The 19252-nt window shown below is 68.6% G+C and carries 15 protein-coding genes; 11 read left to right on the top strand and 4 right to left on the bottom strand.

What is annotated here, in order from left to right:
• Positions 1–861 precede the first annotated feature (861 nt).
• Entirely contained in the window at positions 862–2823 is a 1962-nt protein-coding gene (locus DMP23_RS26185) for a S53 family peptidase (RefSeq protein ID WP_443111286.1), read from the top strand.
• Between the two features lie 105 nt (positions 2824–2928).
• On the opposite strand, the gene DMP23_RS26180 is transcribed toward DMP23_RS26185, so the two are convergent.
• On the bottom strand, positions 2929–4149 hold the full coding sequence (locus tag DMP23_RS26180; RefSeq protein WP_337822814.1) for an MFS transporter: 1221 nt from the start codon (positions 4147–4149) through the stop codon (positions 2929–2931).
• A gap of 101 nt (positions 4150–4250) precedes the next feature.
• Between DMP23_RS26180 and DMP23_RS26175 the strand changes: the two genes are divergently transcribed.
• From DMP23_RS26175 to DMP23_RS26145, 7 genes are all read left to right on the top strand, one after another.
• Positions 4251–5624 (top strand): purine-cytosine permease family protein, encoded by a 1374-nt coding sequence (locus DMP23_RS26175; protein ID WP_337822813.1) that lies wholly within the window; start codon positions 4251–4253, stop codon positions 5622–5624.
• 43 nt (positions 5625–5667) lie between these two features.
• Positions 5668–6342 carry an SDR family NAD(P)-dependent oxidoreductase gene (locus tag DMP23_RS26170; RefSeq protein WP_337822812.1) on the top strand — a complete coding sequence of 225 codons (675 nt, stop codon included), beginning with the start codon at positions 5668–5670 and terminating at the stop codon, positions 6340–6342.
• Positions 6339–7364 (top strand): S-adenosylmethionine:tRNA ribosyltransferase-isomerase, encoded by a 1026-nt coding sequence (locus DMP23_RS26165; protein ID WP_337822811.1) that lies wholly within the window; start codon positions 6339–6341, stop codon positions 7362–7364. The genes DMP23_RS26170 and DMP23_RS26165 overlap by 4 nt, the downstream gene beginning before the upstream one ends.
• Positions 7365–7478: 114 nt before the next feature.
• Positions 7479–8534 carry an ABC transporter substrate-binding protein gene (locus tag DMP23_RS26160; protein ID WP_037811955.1) on the top strand — a complete coding sequence of 352 codons (1056 nt, stop codon included), beginning with the start codon at positions 7479–7481 and terminating at the stop codon, positions 8532–8534.
• A gap of 25 nt (positions 8535–8559) precedes the next feature.
• On the top strand, positions 8560–9336 hold the full coding sequence (locus DMP23_RS26155; RefSeq protein ID WP_037811954.1) for an ABC transporter ATP-binding protein: 777 nt from the start codon (positions 8560–8562) through the stop codon (positions 9334–9336).
• Positions 9323–10207 carry an ABC transporter permease gene (locus DMP23_RS26150; RefSeq protein WP_134727774.1) on the top strand — a complete coding sequence of 295 codons (885 nt, stop codon included), beginning with the start codon at positions 9323–9325 and terminating at the stop codon, positions 10205–10207. Before DMP23_RS26155 ends, DMP23_RS26150 begins: the two co-directional genes overlap by 14 nt.
• Positions 10208–10254: 47 nt before the next feature.
• Positions 10255–11244, top strand: coding sequence for a YdcF family protein (locus DMP23_RS26145; protein WP_337822810.1), 990 nt, complete (start codon positions 10255–10257; stop codon positions 11242–11244).
• Here the strand turns inward: DMP23_RS26145 and DMP23_RS26140 are convergent, their stop codons facing one another.
• The 3 genes from DMP23_RS26140 to DMP23_RS26130 form a co-directional block, all read right to left on the bottom strand.
• On the bottom strand, positions 11245–11460 hold the full coding sequence (locus tag DMP23_RS26140) for a cold-shock protein (RefSeq protein WP_337822809.1): 216 nt from the start codon (positions 11458–11460) through the stop codon (positions 11245–11247).
• Between the two features lie 62 nt (positions 11461–11522).
• Entirely contained in the window at positions 11523–12977 is a 1455-nt protein-coding gene (locus DMP23_RS26135; RefSeq protein WP_337822808.1) for a tachylectin-related carbohydrate-binding protein, read from the bottom strand.
• A 127-nt stretch (positions 12978–13104) separates the two neighbouring features.
• The gene (locus tag DMP23_RS26130; RefSeq protein WP_051173163.1) at positions 13105–13641 is read right to left on the bottom strand and encodes a hypothetical protein; all 537 of its coding nucleotides are present in this window, start codon (positions 13639–13641) and stop codon (positions 13105–13107) included.
• 347 nt (positions 13642–13988) lie between these two features.
• Here DMP23_RS26130 and DMP23_RS26125 point away from each other — a divergent pair, with 347 nt between their 5' ends.
• The 3 genes from DMP23_RS26125 to DMP23_RS26115 all read left to right on the top strand — a co-directional run bounded on the left by DMP23_RS26125 (position 13989) and on the right by DMP23_RS26115 (position 19238).
• Positions 13989–18221 carry a hypothetical protein gene (locus tag DMP23_RS26125; RefSeq protein WP_337822807.1) on the top strand — a complete coding sequence of 1411 codons (4233 nt, stop codon included), beginning with the start codon at positions 13989–13991 and terminating at the stop codon, positions 18219–18221.
• 57 nt (positions 18222–18278) lie between these two features.
• Positions 18279–18617: a hypothetical protein gene (locus DMP23_RS26120; RefSeq protein WP_337822806.1), complete on the top strand. Its 339-nt coding sequence runs from the start codon at positions 18279–18281 to the stop codon at positions 18615–18617.
• Positions 18618–18848: 231 nt separating this feature from the next.
• Positions 18849–19238, top strand: coding sequence for a hypothetical protein (locus DMP23_RS26115; protein WP_337822805.1), 390 nt, complete (start codon positions 18849–18851; stop codon positions 19236–19238).
• The last annotated feature ends 14 nt before the right edge of the window (positions 19239–19252 follow it).

Genomic DNA, 19252 nt, shown 5'->3' with positions numbered 1-19252 from the left:
GGTGATATCGGGGGTGGATGTCACTTAGTGTTCGGCTGGGGTGGGGTGAATTGTTTTCATGTGCGGGGGCGATGGGCCTCGTCGCCTGGCGGCGACATTGGCCTGAGCGTGCGTGGGGCACCCCGAAGGTTGATTGTGCTGACGGTCTGGGGGTGCTTGTCAAGGCGGGAAAGATGCCTTGACAAGCACCCCCAGACCGCAGATGGGCTTCGTATCGGGGTGCGGGGGAGGGGCTGGGTGCCTCGCTCGTTGGGTGCACCGGTGCGGGTTTGGTGGGGGTGGGGCTAGCGCCCCAATGTGGCATTGGGTGCGTCAGATGCACCCAATGTGGCGTTCGGTGCGTGGGATGCACCCAATGCCGCATTGGGGCGGAACCCGAGCGGGCGCGCGGGTGGCGGGGTGGTCCGTGAAGGGCTCCTTGAGGGAATCCAGGTCCGGGAAGGGGTCCCTCACGGACCGCAGAAGGGTCGTGAGGGGAACCCTCACGGAATCAGAGTCAATGTGGGTGGCCCTCATGGCGACTTGGGCAGTGCGCTCGGCAGATGGGTGAGGTTCTGGTGTTGCTGAATGGGATTGTGCGACCTTCGTAGGTGGTGTTGCTGGCCGTCTAGTGCTGGGAGGGGGTTGTGGGGGAACGGGCATTCTTCTGATTTCTGGACATTCCGCTGTGGACAGTGCGGATGAAACGGACTTTGGTCGCAGTTGTCCCTTTGGTCGCGATGAGGGGAGCAGATAACGGTTCCGCACCGGGGAGCCGGACGCTTCCCTGGCGGGCCGGGCAGTCCTAATCTCGTTCCGGCGGCAGGCGGGGGTCGAGGGGCCGCGCAACACGAGGGAGTTGCTGTGCGTAGAAGCGTCACCATGTTTCTTTCGCTTGCGGTGGTGGGCGGTTTAGCCGCTTCACCCGCCGTGGCGTCGGCTCAGGGGCGGGCGGACATTCCGCAATCGCACCCGGTTTGGGCCAATCCGCAGTCCAAGGTGGCCGACACGGCCGGGTCGTCCACTATGGACTTTCGGGTTTACTTGAACCTCAAGGACCAGGGCGCGGCCGAGGCCGCGGCGCAGTCGGTGTCCGATCCGAACAGTCGCAACTACCGGCATTACCTGTCGCCGGACCAGGTGCGGGACCAGTTCGCGGCTACCGACCAGACCGTGTCCGCCGCGAAGAACTGGCTGTCCGCAAGCGGATTCGGCATCGGTGAGGTGCCGTCCAACCGGGCGTACGTCGAGGCGACCGGTACCGCCGATCAGGTCCAGCGCGCGTTCGCCGTCACCCTGGGCAAGTACCAGGTCAAGGGGCAGACGCTGCGGGCGGCGGACAAGGACCTGTCCGTTCCGGCTTCGCTGGCGAACGACGTGCTCGGCGTCGTCGGCGTCGACCAGGCGACGAACCTCTTCAAGCCGGACCACACCGACGGTGCGGACCCGACCGCGAAGAAGCAGTCCCGGGCACAGGCCAGCCCGTCGACCGCGCCGCCAAGCAACGGGTTCCGCAATTCTGGTCCGTGCAGCGCCTACTACGGCGAAAAGACCGACACGACTGACCCGGCGTACAACGGCAAGCAGCTTCCGTACGCGCCGTGCGGCTACACGCCCGCGCAGTTGCGTTCGGCCTACGGGCTGGACCAGGTCGCGAAGTTCGGTGCGGACGGCCGCGGCACCACGATCGCCATCGTGGACGCCTTCGCGTCGCCGACGATCTACGCCGACGCCTCGGAGTACGCCAAGCGCAACGACCCGGCGCACCCGCTCACCCAGCAGCAGTTCAAGCAGCACATCTTCCCGCCGAACCCGGTGCTCGAGCCGCCGGACCAGTGCGACGCTTCCGGCTGGTACGGCGAGGAAACCCTGGACGTCGAGGCCGCGCACGGGCTCGCGCCGGGCGCGAACATCCTGTACGTCGGCGGGCAGGACTGCGAGGACCTGTCGCTCGACACCGCGCTGAACTACGTCGTCGCGGGCCACAAGGCCGACATCATCTCCAACTCCTACGGCGACACCGGCGAGGACATCCCGGCCGCCGAGGTCAAGGTGTTCAACCACATCTCGCTGCAGGCGGTGCTCGAGGGCATCGGCGTGTACTTCTCCTCCGGCGACAACGGCGACGAGGTCGCGCGCCTCGGCACGCCGTCGCCGGACTTCTCCGCCTCGGCTCCGTGGGTGACCGCGGTCGGCGGGACGTCGCTGGCGGTCGGCAAGGACGGCAAGCGGATCTTCGAAACCGGCTGGGAGACCGGCAAGTCGACGCTGACCGACGGCACGTACGCCCCGGCGTTCCCGGGCGCGTTCAACGGCGGCGCGGGCGGCGGCACCAGCCGGCTGTTCGGCCAGCCCTTCTACCAGAAGGGAATCGTGCCGGACGCGCTGTCCACGAAGAACCAGACCGGCGGCGCGAAGGGCCGGGTCGTCCCGGACATCTCCGCGATCGCCGACCCCAACACCGGCTTCCTGGTCGGCCAGACGCAGACCTTCCCGGACGGCGTCTACTACGACCAGTACCGGATCGGCGGCACGAGCCTCGCGTCGCCGGTGTTCGCGGGCGTGATGGCGGTGGCCGACAGCCTCGACCACTACCACCACGGGTTCATCAACCCGGTGCTGTACCAGCTGACGTCGCGCACGTCGGCGATCCACGACGTGCAGCACGTCGACGGCGCGGTGCAGCGCGTGGACTTCGCCAACGGGGTCGACGCCACGGAGGGGCTGAAGACCTCCGCCCGGGTGCTCGACTACCCGAACCTGACGATCCACACGACGAAGGGCTACGACGACGTGACGGGCCTCGGCTCGCCCAACGGAGTGGCGTTCCTGTTGCTGGTGTGACCGAGGGGTGAAGGAAGGGCCTGCCGGGATTCCCTGGCAGGCCCTTCCTTGCGTATCGGTCCGTGAAGGACTCCTTGAGGGAATCAGATTCCCGGAAGGAGTCCTTCACGGCACGCGGACCGGCGGATGCCGCAGCGCGCGGACGGCGGGCGAGCGCAGCGGGGACAGCGCGGCGACGGCGATGACGATCCCGCCGACCAGCACCACCTGCGGCGCGCCGAACGCCGCCCCGAGCGGTCCGGCCAGCAGTTCGCCGAGGGGGATGCCCGCGTAGGAACCGAAATCGTCGAAGGCGGCCATCCGCGACAGCAGATGCCCGGGGATGTTCTCCTGCATCGTCGTGTCCCAGGCGACGCCCATGACGCCCGCGCAGAACCCGGCGGCGAAGGTCGACCCCGCCAGCACCGCGAACCCCGCGTGCAGGCCGAGCGCGATCAGCGGCAGCACGGTCAGCGCGGCACTCGCCAGGCCCAGCGGCAGCAGCCGGCGCGGCGCGAGCCGGTACATCACCAGGCCCGACAGCAGTGCGCCCACCGCGCGCACGCTCAGCACCACGCCCCAGCCGGCCGCGCCGATCGTGTCCTGCGCGATTCCCGGCCCGAGCACCAGCCAGCCGCCGGTGAACACGATGTTGTAGACGGTGAAGGCGCTGACCACCCGCCACAGCCACGGTATCCGCCAGAACTGCCGCCAGCCGGTTCGCACACTGCGCAAGACGCTGTCCGGCTCGGAGTGCTCCGCCGGGGGCAGCGTGATCGCCTGGTAGAGCAAGGCGGCGAGCACGAACGACACCCCGTCGGCGGCGATCGCCCAGCCGCCGCCGACCGTGCCGACCAGGACCCCGGCGACGGCCGGACCGGCCACCTTGGTGAGGTTCCGCCCGGTGGCCAGCAGCGAGTTCGCCTGCCGCAGCGATTCCGCCGGGACGATCTGCGGCACGATCCCGCGCAGCACCGGCGTGGTGAACGCGGTGCAGACCCCGCCGAGGAACTCGGTGCCGGCGAGGGCGGCCAGCGAGTAATTGCCGGTGAGCAGGATGGCCGCGGCGACCAGCTGCGCCGCGCCCGCGCCGAGGTTCGACAGCCGCAGCACGCGGTTGCGCGGGAACCGGTCGCCGACCGCGCCGCCGACGAGCAGGAACGCCAGCCGCGGCACGATCCCGGCGGCGAGCACGACGCCGAGGTCGGTCGGACTGCGGCTGCTGCCCAGCACGGCGAACGCGAGCGCGACCGGGGTCATGGCGCTGCCCAGCAGCGAGACCAGTCGTCCGGTGTAGAAAACGGCGAATGCCCGATGGCGCAGCGGAGTGCGCGGTCTTTCCCCCACCCCGCGATCTTGGCGAGAACGGGTCGGGAACGCCACAGAGTATTGGCGAGGCTGGGTACTCCGGTTCAGACTCACGGGTCAGCCGGGAGAAAGGGCACGAAATGAGCGGGATCGACGCCGAGGTCTTCGGGGGCCGAATGCCGTCTGGAGCAGGGGATTTCGCGATCGAAACGCACGGAATCACCCCGATCCCGCACGCGAACCGGTTCGGGCGGCCGTGGCGGCTCGCGGGCGTGTGGTTCGCCCCGAACCTCACCATGACCGCCGTCTTCACCGGCACCCTCGGCGCGACGCTCGGGCTCGGTTTCACCACCGGGTTCGTCATCGCGCTGATCGGCACCGTGCTCGGTTCGCTGCCGGTCGCGTGGCTGTCCACCTGGGGGCCGCGCACCGGAACCGGGCAACTGCCGCTCGCGCGGCTCCCCTTCGGCCGCGGCGTCGTGCTGCCCGGCCTGGTGCAATGGCTCGGCTCGATCGCGTGGGACGCGCTGGTCGGGCTGTTCGGCGGCGAGGCGCTGGCGCAGCTGACCGGGCTGCCGTTCTGGGCGGCGGTGCTGGTGGTGCTGGTGTTGCAGTGCACGCTCGGCGTGTTCGGCTACGCGGTGATCCACCGGGTCCAGGCCGTGATGAGTGTGGTGCTGGTTGTCGCATTTGTCGCGCTGGCGGTAAAGGTGGTGCTTGATCATCCGATTACGTTCACCGATTCCGCGACCGGCGGCGATTTCGCCGGAGCCGTCGTGCTGTTTTCCACCATTACGCTCAGCCTCGCTATTTCGTGGGCTCCTTATGCGTCGGATTTCAGCCGTTACCTGCCCGCCACGACCCGGTCGAGCGGCGTCTTTTGGTACACGCTGCTCGGACTGACCGCGTCGTACGCGATCGGCGAGGGGATCGGTCTCGCCCTCGGCACGGCATTGGGCGACCAGACCGCCGCCGGGGTGTCGACGCTGCTCGGCGGCGGCGTGCTGGGTGCGGTGGCGCTGCTGGTGATCGCGCTGGCGGCGGTGTCGTCCAACGCGATGAACGACTACAGCGGCTCGCTCGCGTTGCAGACTGTCGGCGTGCGGGTGCGTCGTCCGGTTTCCGCGGTGGTCGTGACGGTGCTGGCGTTCGCGTTGATCCTCTGGATGCACAGCGGCGATCTGGCGGCGAAATTCCAGAACGTGCTGCTGGTGGTGAGTTACTGGATCCCGCCGTTCCTCGGTGTCGTCGTGCCGGACTGGCTGCGGCGCACGCGTCGCGGCCGCGAGGTCGACGTGCTGGCTGAGCTGCGCCGACCGGTTCGCGGCTGGGCCGCGCTGGTGGCGTTCGTGGTGGGCTTCGCGGCGGCGGTGCCGTTCATGAACACGACTGTCTACACCGGACCGGTCGCCGCGGCGCTGCACGGGGCGGATCTGGCCTACTACGCCGGCTTCGTGGTTTCGCTCGTGGCGTATTTGGTGCTGCGCGGCCGCCGACCGGTTGACCTCCAGTAAGGTAGAGGTCGCACGCTGGCAGGCGCCTACTTCTGGAGGGACCATGCCAGTAGCTGTTGTCACCGGCGCTTCCGCCGGTCTGGGCCGGGCACTCGCCTCGGCTCTCGTCCGTCGCGATTGGACAGTGCTGGGCACCGGACGCGACCCGGGGACGCTGCGTGCGGCCGCCGCGGACCTCGGGTTCACCCCGGTGCCCGGCGACGTCACCGATCCCGCGCACCGCGCCCAGCTCGCCGACGCCGCCGGATCCCGGCTCGACCTGCTCGTCAACAACGCCAGCACGCTCGGCGTCAGCCCGCTGCCGCCGCTGGCCGAGTATCCACCGGACGAGCTGGAAACTGTCTTCCGCACCAACGTTTTCGCGCCGCTCGCGCTCGCCCGGCTGCTGCTGCCCGCGCTCGCCGCGGCAAAGGGAGTGCTGGTGAACATCAGCTCCGACGCCGCCGTCGAGGCGTATGAGGGCTGGGGCGGCTACGGTTCGGCGAAGGCCGCGTTGGACCACGTGAGCGCGGTGCTGGGCGTGGAAAACCCGGACATCGCGGTGTATGCCGTCGATCCCGGGGATCTGCGCACCGCCATGCACCAGGCCGCATTCCCCGGCGAGGACATCTCGGACCGGCCGTTGCCGGAGACCGCGGTACCGGCTTTCCTGCGGCTGCTGGACGAACGTCCGGCGAGCGGCCGCTTCCGGGCAGCGGATCTGCAGGTGCAGCCATGACCGCACCGCGCGCCCGGTTCGACCTGGCCGAGGACCGCAGCGCGTCCGCGCCGCCCGAAGCGCGCGGCCTCGCCCGGGACGAAGTGCGGCTGCTCGCTGCCGGTCCGGAAGGCGTGCAGCATGCCGTTTTCCGTGATCTGGCAGCGTTCTTGAATCCCGGCGATCTGCTGTTGGTCAACACTTCCGGCACGCTGGCCGCCGCGGTCGACGCTGTCCGGGACGACCACGTCATCACCATCCATTTCTCCACCGAGCTGGATGACGGCACCTGGGTGGTCGAGCTTCGCGCTCCCGGCGGCCCACTCCTCGACGGACGCGCGGGGGAGCGGCTCCGGCTGCCCGCCGGCGCCGTCGTCACGTTGTGCGAGCCGCACGTAGCCGGGGCGCAACGGTTGTGGCGCGCGAAGATCGAATTAGAAGGCGAGGTCCCGCGGTATCTTGCGAAGGTCGGGCGGCCGATCCGCTACGGCTATGTCCCGCGCGCGTGGCCGCTGCCGAATTACCAGACGGTGTTCGCCCTTGATCCGGGTTCGGCGGAGATGCCGAGCGCGGCGCGGCCGTTCACTGCGGAATTGGTCACACAACTCGTCTCGCGCGGTGTGTTGTTCGCACCGATCTTGTTGCACACCGGCGTCTCGTCGCCGGAAGCCGGGGAACCGCCGTACGGTGAGCGATTTCGCGTTCCGGCCACGACTGCGGCGTTGGTCAATTGGGTGCGTGACCAGGGTGGACGCGTTATCGCAGTAGGGACAACGGCGGTGCGCGCGATCGAATCCGCCGCGAATCCCGGCGGACTCGTCACCGCGGCTGCGGGCTGGACCGAACTGGTTCTCGGCCCGGACCGGCCGGCACGCGCGGTCGACGGTTTGCTCACCGGCCTGCACGCGCCGGAGGCTTCCCACCTGCTGCTTCTCGAAGCGGTGGTGGGTCCGGAGCTGGTGCAGCGGGCTTACGACGCGGCGGTGCGACGGGAGTATCTGTGGCACGAGTTCGGCGATGTCTCGCTCCTGACAAGCAGGTGAGGCCCAGGCCTGTCAAGTAATCCCGCACAATTTCCCGGGATGCGGATGCATATGCAGTCTCGCGGGTGAACGTGTCATTCTCGCCCCGTTCCGCTGACCGCGAAAGGGCCATTTGTGCGTACATTTCCGCGAACCCGATTGCTCGCTTCCGCACTCGCCGCTGTGACGGTGCTCGGGGCGCTCGCCGGGTGCACCCGCGCGGACCGCACCGAGGCCGCGACCAACCAGGGCGCCGCCGGGGAGGTGCGCGTCGGCTTCTTCCCGAACGTGACGCACACGCCCGCGCTGATCGGGGTCAAGAAGAACTTCTTCGCGCAGAACCTCGGCGGCACCAAGCTCACGACACAGACGTTCAACGCCGGTCCGTCCGAAGTGAACGCGCTGCTCGGCGGTTCGCTCGACGTCGCGTTCATCGGCTCCGGGCCGGCGATCAACGCCTTCACCAAGTCCAAGGGCGCGATCCAGCTGGTGTCCGGCGCGGTCACCGGCGGCGCGCAGCTGGTGGTCAAGCCCGGGATCACCTCGGTCGACCAGCTCAAGGGCAAGACGATCGCGACGCCGCAGCTGGCCAACACCCAGGACGTCGCGCTCAAGAAGTTCCTCGCCGAGAAGCACCTGACCGGCCAGGTCAACGTGACCAACCTGGACAACCCGAAGACGCTCGACGCGTTCCGCAAGGGCGAGGTCGACGGCGGCTGGCTGCCCGAACCGTGGTCGTCGCGGCTGATCGCCGACGCGGGCGCGAAGGTGCTGGTCGACGAGAAGTCGCTGTGGCCGCAGGGCCGGTTCCCGACGACCGTCGCGATCGTGCGCAGCGAATTCCTCAAGCAGCACCCAGACACCGTGCGCGCGCTGCTGAAGGGCGAGCTGCAGGCGATCGACTGGGCGAAGAAGAACCCGGCCGAGGCGAAGACCGTGGTCAACGGAGCGCTCAAGGAGCTGTCCGGCAGCTCGCTCAGCCCGGCCGTGCTCGACCGCGCGTTCGCGAACATCGAACTGACCGCCGACCCGGTGCCCGCGCAGTTCCCGCAGCTGGCCAAGGACTCGGTGACCGCGGGCGTGGTCGACCAGGTGGTGGACCTCAAGGGGTTCGCCGACTTCGGCCCGCTCAACGAGGCACTCAAGGCGCAGCAGCTGCCCGCCGTCAACGCGCCCGAACTGGCCAAATGACGTCCCGACCGGAAGGCGATCCGCGATGACCACCACCCTGGCCCGGCCAGTGACCGCCGCCGTCCACCTCGACCGCGTGGGCAAGGTGTTCGGCTCCGCCGGCAACGCCGTGACCGCGCTCGACGGGGTCGACCTCACCGTCGAACCGGGCGAGTTCGTCTGCCTGCTCGGTGCCTCCGGCTGCGGCAAGAGCACGCTGCTGAACCTCGTCGCCGGCCTCGACCAGCCGTCCGCCGGCGAGATCACTCTCACCACCTCGCGGCCGGCGGTAATGTTCCAGGAGGCCGCGCTGATGCCGTGGCTGACCGCGTCCCGGAACGTGGAACTGCCGCTGCGGCTCGCTGGCTTCGGCCGTTCCGAGCGTCGGGAAAAGGCCGCTGAGCTGCTGGACCTGGTGCGGCTGAGCGACGCGGCACGCAAGCGTCCGCACGAGCTGTCGGGCGGGATGCGGCAGCGGGTCGCGCTGGCCCGCGCGCTGGCCGCGACCCACCGCGTCGGCGGTGACGACGGCAACGCGCTGCTGCTCATGGACGAACCGTTCGCGGCGCTCGACGCGATCACCCGCGACGTGCTGCAGAGCGAGTTGCTGCGGGTGTGGCGCAGCACCGGTACGTCGGTGCTGTTCGTGACGCACGACGTGCGCGAGGCGGTCCGGCTCGGGCAGCGCGTGGTGCTGCTGTCGTCGCGTCCGGGCCGCGTGGTCCGAGAGTGGGACGACGTGCCGTCTGCCGACGCCGAACTGCTGGCCGAGGAGATCACGGCCGATCTGCGAAAGGTGATCAGCACCCATGCCGCAGCCTGATCAGGCGGCCCCCGAGCTCGACGAAGCCGTCGGCGCCGGCCTGGACCGGCTCGACACCCCCACCGGCGCGCGGCCGGCTTCGCTGCGCCGCCGGTTCGTGCGCGGATTCCTGCCGCCCGTGGGCGCGCTCGTGCTGCTGGTGATCCTCTGGCAGATCCTGTGGGCCGCCGCGTTCTGGCCGGAGACCACGCTGCCCGCGCCGCTGGACGTCTGGGCCGAGTTCTGGAGCACGGTCACCGACGGTTCGGTCTTCGGCTTCATCTGGACCTCCGTGCACCGCGCCGCCTTGGGTTTCGCCGCCGGGGTCGTGCTCGGCACGCCGCTGGGCATCCTGGTGGCGAAGGTCCGCGTGGTGCGCGCCGCGATCGGACCGCTGCTGAGCGGGTTGCAGAGCCTGCCGTCGGTGGCGTGGGTGCCCGCCGCGGTGATCTGGTTCGGCATCAACGACGCGGCGATCTACTTCGTCGTGCTGCTGGGCTCGGTCCCGTCGATCGCGAACGGCCTCGTGTCCGGCATCGACCAGATCCCGCCGATCCTGCCGCGCGTCGGCAAGGTGATGGGCGCCGGCCGCCTCGCCGCGGCCCGGCACATCCTGCTGCCCGCCGCGCTGCCCGGGTTCCTGGCCGGGCTCAAGCAGGGCTGGGCGTTCTCGTGGCGTTCGCTGATGGCCGCGGAACTGATCGCGCGCTCGCCGAGCCTCGGCGTCGGGCTGGGGACGTATCTCAACGACGGGTCGTCGTACAACTCGATGCCCAAGGTGATCGCGGCGATTTTCCTGATTTTGTTCGTCGGGGTGGCGATCGAGCTGATCGTGTTCCGTCCGCTGGAACGGTCGGTGCTGCGCGCGCGGGGCCTGACGACGTCACTCTGAGTACCTGCCCGAGCGCCGCTCGCGGGTGCCAGACAGAATGCTGGACCATGACTTCCGGGCTGTTCGCGCTGGCTTCCGCGCTCGTGTTCGTCGTACGGTTCGCGCGCGAGCCGCGGCGGGTCGGCAACGCGGTGTGGTTCCTGATCGCGCTCGGCTTCACCGGATTGTGGCTGCTGTCGTTTTTCAACCACGTCGAATGGGCGCAAGTCGCGATCATCGTGGTGGTGGCGCTCGTCGGCGGGCTCGGTGCTTTGGCCCTGCCGTGGGCACTGATCGCGAACGGCGTCGTAATGCTGCGCCGGGAAGGACGGCGGCTCGCGAACCTGTTGTCGCTGCTGGCCGGGCTCGGTCTGCTCGCGGTGTTCGCTCTCGCGGTGAGCTCGCTCATCTTCGACGATCAGCCGCTGCTGCGCGTGGCCGCGATGGCGGTGCTGCTCGTGACCGGTTATCTGGCGTTCCTGTTCACGGCGCTGTTGCTGTACTCGATCCTCTACAGCCGGGTCACCCGCCGCGCCAGTGCCGGAGCCGTAGTCGTCCTCGGCTCCGGGCTGCAGGGCGACCGGGTGCCGCCGCTGCTGGCCAGCAGGCTCGACCGCGCGGTGCAGGTGCAGCAGCGGTCGCCGGGAGCGTTGCTGGTGGTGTCCGGTGGGCAGGGCGCGGACGAACTGACGTCGGAAGCGGACGCGATGGCGCGCTATCTCCTCGCGGCGGAGGTTCCGGCGGAGCAGATCGTGCTGGAGGACCGGGCGACGACTACGAGCGAGAACCTGCGATTCAGCGTCGCTTTGCTTGCGCAGCGAGGCTTTTCCGGGCCGATCCTGGCGGTGACGAACAACTACCACGTGTTCCGGACCGCGGTGCTCGCGCGGCAGCTGGGATTGCGGCTCAACGTGATCGGCGCGAAGACGGCGTCGTATTTCGTGCCGAGCGCGTTCTTGCGGGAGTTCGTCGCACTGCTGCTGGAGTACCGGAAGACGAACGCGGCGGCGTTGCTGGTTTTGGGCGTGGGGCCGTTTTTGCTGTACCTGATGAGCTGATCAGACGACGCGCACCTGGATCGCGCGCCAGTGGCAGCCGTCCTGCTCGGCCCGTTCGACGGTGAACCGCACCTGGTCGCCCGCGGTCAGGAACCGGAACCCCTCAGCCTCGATCATCGAGTAATGCGCCCAGACCGGCCCGTCGACGGCCGCCGATTCGAGGATGCCCCAGCCCTCGTCGACTTCCCAGCGCACGACCTTCCCGAGATGCTCCACGACGGCCAGCTTAGGCAAGGACCGCCGCGCCGCACAGGGAATTACGGCACGGCGATCCTGTTCTAGCGAACCAAGGTGCAGGAATTGCGTTGCGCCTCGACGTCGGAGAACTGCTGCCACCCGCCGTCGCCGATCACGGTCGGGCCGGGGGACCAGGTGTCGCTGTAGGGCAGATAGCGGTACCAGCGCAGCTCGCCCTTGCCGGTGACGGTGTAGAGGACATCCGCGCCCGCGGAGGTGATGCGGGTGAACGCGTTCCAGCCGCCGTTGCCGACGAGCTTCTTTTCCTGTGCCCACTTGTGCCCGGCCTCGTCCCAGGCGTAGCGGTACAGGAAGCCGTCGGTGCTGCGGGCGTAGAGCACGCCGTCGCCGCCGCCGGTGATGAGGTTGTAGGAATTCCAGCCGGTGCCGAGGGTTTCGGACGACCAGGTCTTGGCGGCGGTGTCGTAGCGGCGGCGGGAGAGCGAGCCGTCCGCGTTGACGACGTAGATGTCGCCGCGGCTGTCGATGGTGATGCGGTTGTGGTTGGCCGCGTTGTCGAACCCGGTCCAGCCGGTGGCGACAACGGTGCGCGAGTCGGGTGTCCAGCCGGTGCCGTTCCACTGGTAGCGGTAGACGTCGCCGTTCGCGCGGATGCCGTAGAGCAGCCCGTCGGGTCCGGCGAGGAGCCGGACGTAGCCGTTCCAGCCGCCGGTGCCGATCGTGGACTGGCGGGGATCCATCGGACCGCCGTCAGTCGGGTTCGGATGCGGGTAGAGCTGCAGGTCGCTGGTGACGGCGAAGAGCGGAACCGTTGTCCGGCACTGGATGGCCAGCTCGGGTGCCTGCGCACGGATCCAGTCGACGAGGTCGTCGGTGCGGGTTTCGACGCTGCCCTGGCGGGGTTCGGTGACGGCGAGGCAGCCGTGCTGCCACGACCGCGAGCTGATCCCGACGAGCTCGGGAGTGTTGTTCGCCGTGGTGCGGATCGCGGGACCGCCCGCGTCGCCGAGGCAGGTGTCGTGCCCGTCGGCGTTGGTGATGCCGAAGGCGGTGGCAGCGACCGACGAAGTGGTGAACGGCGAGGTCGTGGCTTTGTCCGGAACCCAAGTGTCGGAGGTGCGGCCGAAGCCGGCGACGGTGAGCGTTTCGCCCGCTGTCGGCGCGGTCCGTCCCAAGGAGATCGGGGTGACGTTGGCGATCGGGGTGGCGAGCTTGGCCAGCACCAGATCCCGATCCGGTCGCGGAATCAGGGTTGCGACCTTCGCCGTGGCAGCGCCCGCCGTGACGGTGACCGGGCTTGCCGGTGTCCCGGAACCGGCTGGCACGCAACCGCTGGCGGTGACGATCCACTGCGGTCCGAGGAGAACGCCGCTGCAGCCGTGCCCATCGGCAGCGACGCGAACGACGAAGTCGAAAGCCTTGTCGGGGGCGGGAGTTCCGCCGCTGATGGCGTCCGCGGGCGGGACGATCAACAGGCCTGCCGCGACTGCGGCCGAGGCAGCGACGGCCAGCCTGAGGCGTGGGGGAGTAGTCACGGCTACGCTATCGATCTTGGGACCGCGGCATTACCGGATGTGCCGGTGAGCGGGAGTGCTATTCCCGGCTGCCGGGGCCGTCGAACGGAAACTGCCGGAGAAACAGTTTCCGCTCGACGGTGCTCGATCACGAGGAAGCGTCTAATTGGAGCAAGGTGGTCGGCGCGCCGGGCGGATTGGTTCCGACTCCGACCTGCGTCGTTCCGCTCGGATTAACGTCGACGGTGCTGTGCTGCCCGCTGTCGGTGGTCAGTTCCGCGCGCACCTTGTGCCCCGCCCCGGAATTGATCCCGTCGCCGCGGATGGAATAGACGGCCGGGATTTTCATCGTGAGATGACCGGTCGGCGCGATGACGTGGAAGCACACCCGGCCGTCGCTGCCCTGCCCGACCGGCTCGCTGGTCCGGACCTGGATCAGGCCGACCGTGTCCGGGCCGGAGGGGCAGGCGGCGAACAGAATGTGCCCGTCGCCGGAGAGCAGCTGGACGTGGTAGTCGGCGAGGATCTGGTCCGCACCGGGATAATGGAAGTCCTCGACGATCGCGGGCTGCTGGTCCTCCGCGGTGGCGGCGGACCCGGTGCCCAGGGTCAAGGTCGTGGCCGCGGCGGCGCAGACCGCTGCCGCGGCGGTGGCCGCGATGCCGGACTTCGTTCGGGTCGACAAGCTCAAAGGTTCCCCCTTGCGGACTAATAAACCGTGGCAAAGCGAGTAGTGAACCCGGTTCGGCGTGCTGGTTCCGGCGATCCTGGCGCGCGTTTTTCGGTGGAATCGGTCCCGGTGTTAGCAAGAATGTGATGCGGTTCACTTCTATTATTTTGGAAAAGGAATCGTAAAGTGTTCTTGACCGGGTTTCGGTTGGTAACTTTATGAATTCGAAATCGCTCGCGGGTGCTCGCGGCTGGCTAGTCTCGGGCGGAGACGCGTGGTGATCGGACGGTCACCGGGGATCGCGTGGCATTTCACAGGGGGAATCGATGCGTACGGCGAAAGCCCGCTTTCGTGCTGCTCTGATGACGTTCTTGACCGCCTCCTTGGCCGCGGGAACGGTGCAGGCCCCGGCCGTCGCGGCCGAGGCGCCGCGAGCAGCGGCTTCCGCCGCGCCGGCGGGCAGCACGGATACCGATCGGGCCAAGACCTGGCGGTTGTGGCAGTTCGGCGGTCCGGCGACCAAACGGGACGCGGCGGTCGCGCTGGTCGGTTCCGACGCAGACGTCACGCGATTCCTCACCGCGCAAAAGGATGTCGACGCGTCCATCGACCGGAGCATCCACGTCAACCAGCTGATGTCCTCCGGCGGTGTCGCGACCCGGACGGCCGCGCAGAAGGCACTGGACGCCAACAGCGACGACGCACTCGAAACCTTCCTCGACACCGGCTGGGAAGGCGCGCACGAGAACGATCTCGCGCTGCGCGTCAACCAGATGATGGCCGCGGGCGGACCGCAGCTGAAGCAGGCCGCTCAGAAAGCCCTGGACGCCAACAGCGAAGAAGCTTTGCGGACCTTCCTCGCCACCGGCTGGAAGGTTCCGTTCGGGACCGACCAGGCGGTCAAGGTCAACCAGGAAATGGCCGCAGGCGGACCGGAGGTGAAGAAGACCGCGCAGCAGGCGCTGGACGCCAACACCGACGACGCCCTCACCCAGTTCCTGGCCATCGATCTTCCGGTCGCGCAAGCTCGCGACGCTGAAACAGCGACCATCGCCGACCTCGTCGCCACCGCCAACTCGGCTTCGGCGCAGGCAGCGACCCAAACTGAGCTGGCGAAACAGGAATCCGACCGCGCAGTCGCCGAAGCTGCTGCGGCGGCGAAGGCCGCGCAAGCCGCCAAGGACGCTGCTGCGGCCGCGCAGGGACATGCCGGTCAGGCGACCGAAGCTGCTTCGCAGGCTGCGTACGCCGCAAACCAGGCCGCGATCACCGCTCGAGAGGCGATCGGGGCCGCGAACGCTGCTTCGCGCGCCGCACACACTGCGGCCGCGGCGGCGTCTCGTGCTGCCGCGGCGGCTTCCCGCGCGGGACAAGCTGCGTCGAATGCGTACGACGCAGCTGCGCAGGCATCGCTCGATAAGGAGCACGCGGACGTCGCGCGCAATGCCGCGCAGACCGCGCGCGATGCCGCTGTAGGTGCGGAGAAAGCAGCTGGTGCTGCCCGCGCGGCGCGGACGGCGTCGCAGCAGGCGGAGAACGCGGGTGCCGCTGCACACGATGCTGCACTGCAGTCAAGCAACGCTGCCGCTGCCGCCACGGATGCCGCTAACAACGCTGCTGCCGCAGGCGCGGACGCACGTCAGGCGCAAGCCGCGGCCGCGACGGCTCGCGCGCAGGCGGCCCGCGCCGTCTCGGCGGCGAACGCGAGCCAGTCGTGGGCACACCAGGCGAGCGATGCCGCTGATCAGTCTGCGAACGCAGCGCACGCGGCTGCCCTCGACGCGAACGCCGCTGCGCAAGCGGCCGACGACGCGGCGGCACACGCGGGCGAGGCAGCGGACGCGGCGAAGAAAGCCACCGAGCACGCGAACGCCGCGACAGCCGCCGCGAACGCGGCGGTCACCGCGGCGAACCAGGCCATCCACATCGCGCAAGCCGCGCGCAAGGCGGACGACGACCGGATCGCGCAGGCCAGCCAAACGGCTGACGACGCCGCCAAATCAGCGTTGGCCGCTTACGCCGCACAGCCGAAACCGAAGCGGTGGGACGTCGACCAAGTCAGTACCTGGGACGCGGAAACCACCCGGTTGATCGCCGAAGCGACGGCGGCAGGCGCTCCGCGGGCCACGGTGCTCGCCGACGCGCGCAAGGTCGCGCTGACCCTGGCCGACACCGGAGGACAGTGGACGAAGGCGGCCGCGCAGGCGGCGCTCGCCGCGACCGACGACGAGGCGATCGACTTCGTCACCACCGGTGTGCAGGCCGCCGCCGGACAGGACGACCGGTCGATCCTCCGGCAACTGTGCGAAACAGCGACGACCGGTTTCCAGAACGCGGCGAACACCGCGCTCGCCGGCAGCGACGCTCAGGTGCGCGACTTCCTGCGCAGCCGGGATTACGCGGGCCGGGAGCAGGACGACGCGCTGCAGGTCAACCAGATCATGTCGGGCGCTCGCACGGCCGGGCGCACGATCGTCGTCCAGTACGCGCAGAAGGCGCTGGACGCGAACACCGACAAAGCTCTGCGCGACTTCCTCGATGCCGGCCAGTACACGGCTCTCGGAATCGACGACCAGGTCAAGGTCAACCAGGTCCTCTCCGGTGCCCGGAACGCCGGGCAGCGCGAGGTGGCCGCCGGAGCGCAGGCCGCGCTGGACGGACCGCCGACCCTGGCCCACGAGTTCTTGGCCGTCGGGCAGTACAGCGCGGCGCGGCGCGACCAGAACACTGCCGCGCACAACGCTGCGATCGATTCCTTGCTGGCCCAAGCGTCCCGCGCGGCCGCGAACGCGACTCACGACGCCAATGAAGCCCAGGCCGCAGCCGCCCGCGCCCGTAACGCGGCGGACGACGCGAACAGGTACGCACAAGAGGCCAACGCGGCCGCCGCCCAAGCCGCGGACTACGCGAAGACCGCGCAGGCGGCCGCCGACCGCGCAGCCGCGTCCGCCAAGCAGGCGCAGGATTCCGCGAACGCCGCCGCCCGGGCAGCGGCCTCCGCGGTCGCTTCCGCGGACGCGGCCGGCCGCTCGGCGGCCTGGGCGCAGCATTCCGCGCAGGTAGCCGCGAACTATGCCCGCGAGGCAGCGGATTCAGCCGCGACCGCGCATCAGATGGCGGTCGACGCGGGCAAGGACGCCCACGATGCCGCGGTCGCCGCTCAGCAGGCCTGGGAGGCCGTCGCCACCAAGGCGAAGGCGGAGAAACAGCAAGCGATCCAGGACCGGCAAGCGTCCTGCCGAGACCAGTACCGGTCGCACGACTCGCTGCTCTACCTGAACAACCAGGACTGCAACCTGCTGTTCTCCGGCAGCAAGGCCGACCAGGAGCGCATTCTCGCGCACCTGCAAGAGGTCTGCCGGAACATGAACCCGGCAGGCAGCGCCGACACCGCGCGCTGCCTCGACCCGCACAACCTGCTGAGCTCCAACTTCGCGGCCCGGCCGTTCGACGGCTCCGGCCAGGAACTCTCCGAGTACGGCGGCTTCGTCCTGATGGGCTTGGTCGCACTGGCCTGCCCGGAATGCGACCTGGTCGAACTCCTGGGCGGGGCGGTCGCCGACCTGGCCGACGGGGTCGGGCTCGGCGAGATCTTCGCCGGGGACCTGCTCGACGCGGCCATGGGCAGCGCGCTGGACGCAACGAGTGTCCGCGTGACCGCCGAAGCGGGTGAAGCAGCGGACCTGGCCGCTGAGGCGGCGGCCGAGGAATCGCAACTTGCCAAGACAGCCGAGGAACTCTCGGAAGAACCCGTTCCGTGTGTGGGCAACAGCTTCCCTGGCGAAACTCCGGTCCTGCTGGCTGATGGCACCACCAAGCGGATCAGCTTGGTGAAACCGGGCGACGCCATCGCCAACTCCAGGCCGTACACCGCGCAGCTCCAGAAGCACGTGGTCACCGGTGTGCATGTGTCCGACGACGATAAGAGCTTCGTCCGGCTGAGCATCTCCGCAGGCCAGGGGAACGGGGTTGTCAACGTTACTTCCGGGCATCTGCTGTGGAACGACACGTCCAGGAAATGGATGCCAGCGGCGAGCTTCAAGGTGGGCGACTATCTTCACGTGCCGAACGGCGGCCGGGCAAAGGTCTCCGGCATGCGCGGTTACGTCAACCATCTCAGGACCTACAACCTGACTGTTTCCGTAACTCCGACATTCTATGTTCTTGCCGGTCGCACTCCGATTCTTGTGCACAATGGTGCTCAGTGCATCAAGGACCTCGGAAACGGGGTCAAACTGTACGATGACGGTTCGGTGAGAATTCAGGGCAGGTGGGCGGGCAGTACTGGTTCTGTCGTTGGCGCGGCCAAGGAGGCGCAGGCGTGGGATCAGCTGGAAACACAGGGGATGAAGGTGATCCGGGGCCGCATCTACACTCGGGGAAACGGTGTGCAGGTGCGAATCTACGACGGAGCGGTCGACCTGGGCAACGGCAAGTACCTCGGCATTGAGGTGAAGCCTACGGCGGACTACCGCGTGGAGCCCTGGCAGAAAGCTTTTGACGCCTGGGTCGAATCTGGCAATGTCGCGAAGGGGTATGGTGGGGCGGACGGGTACGACATCGTCGGCGTACTACCGGTGGTCGTGGTGCCTTAGCGGGCTGATGTCCGGCTGGTTGCTATGCGTTGGCCGATCGACGGGAGGCGTCACGGGATGAAGGCCACACTGCAGGCTTCGAATGGTGTGATCATCAAAAACCCCGTGGAAGCGAATGTGGTCGCAGTGCTCGAGTCGATGGCGCGCGGCGGAAATGCTGTCGTCTCCAGCGATGGCGACCCAACATTGGTATTCATTCAGGTATGGCTTCGAGATAACGGGGTATACCAGCTGGAATACCGTGACGGGAGGCCGACTCGGCAGTATCAGACCTTGACGGTGTCCCGGGAGAAGGTCTGTGCCGCTATTGTTGCCTGGCTCGCTGACGATGATTCCTGGAAGTCGTCTTTTCAGTGGAAATTCATCGGCGACTGGTTTGCGGACGAAGAGGAGTAAGCGGCTCGCATCGCTCGGGAGTCGAAAGCCGCAAAGTTCTGGGCGGATCGGGGGACTGGCAAGATTCTGGCTCCCGACCTATCCAGAGCAAACTGGGAATGATCATTGCCGGAGTTCGCGACGCGAACGTCTGAGCCGCGGGCGTCCCGGTGGAACGGGCGAGTTGTTCCGCTCGGGCCCCCGGGTATCTTGGGCAGGACTACGCAACCGAGGCGGCTGAACGCGACGATGATGCAGATTACCCGGGGGGCGGTTCGGCGGTACCTCCTCGAATACGGCGAGGAGTCCGCGGCGGAATGGATTGTCTCCACCTCTGACGACGAATTCATTCAAGTCTGCGGGATCGGTTCCTGGCTGCTCGTGGCCGGTCCGTCGACTCCGTCCGGCGCGAGCATGACCCTGGCCAACGCGGCGGCGATCGCCGCGGTGTGCGTGCACGACGGGCATCCGCGGAAACTGGCAAGGTCGCGACGGAGGAAACTGCCGGAATTGTCCGCGGAGGAAGCTCGCCGCATTCGTGCGGAGCCGTATCCGATGGAGTTGTCCTTCAGCGTTCCGAGTCATTACGGCGTGACTGAAGAGATCAAGGAATTCTGGGCGGACCCGGGGCCGGGCGCGTAGCCGGTCCCGGATCC

The organism is Amycolatopsis sp. A1MSW2902, from assembly GCF_017312175.1.
Classification (GTDB): Bacteria; Actinomycetota; Actinomycetes; order Mycobacteriales; family Pseudonocardiaceae; genus Amycolatopsis; species Amycolatopsis nivea.
This window is presented reverse-complemented; position numbering and strand designations above follow the sequence as displayed.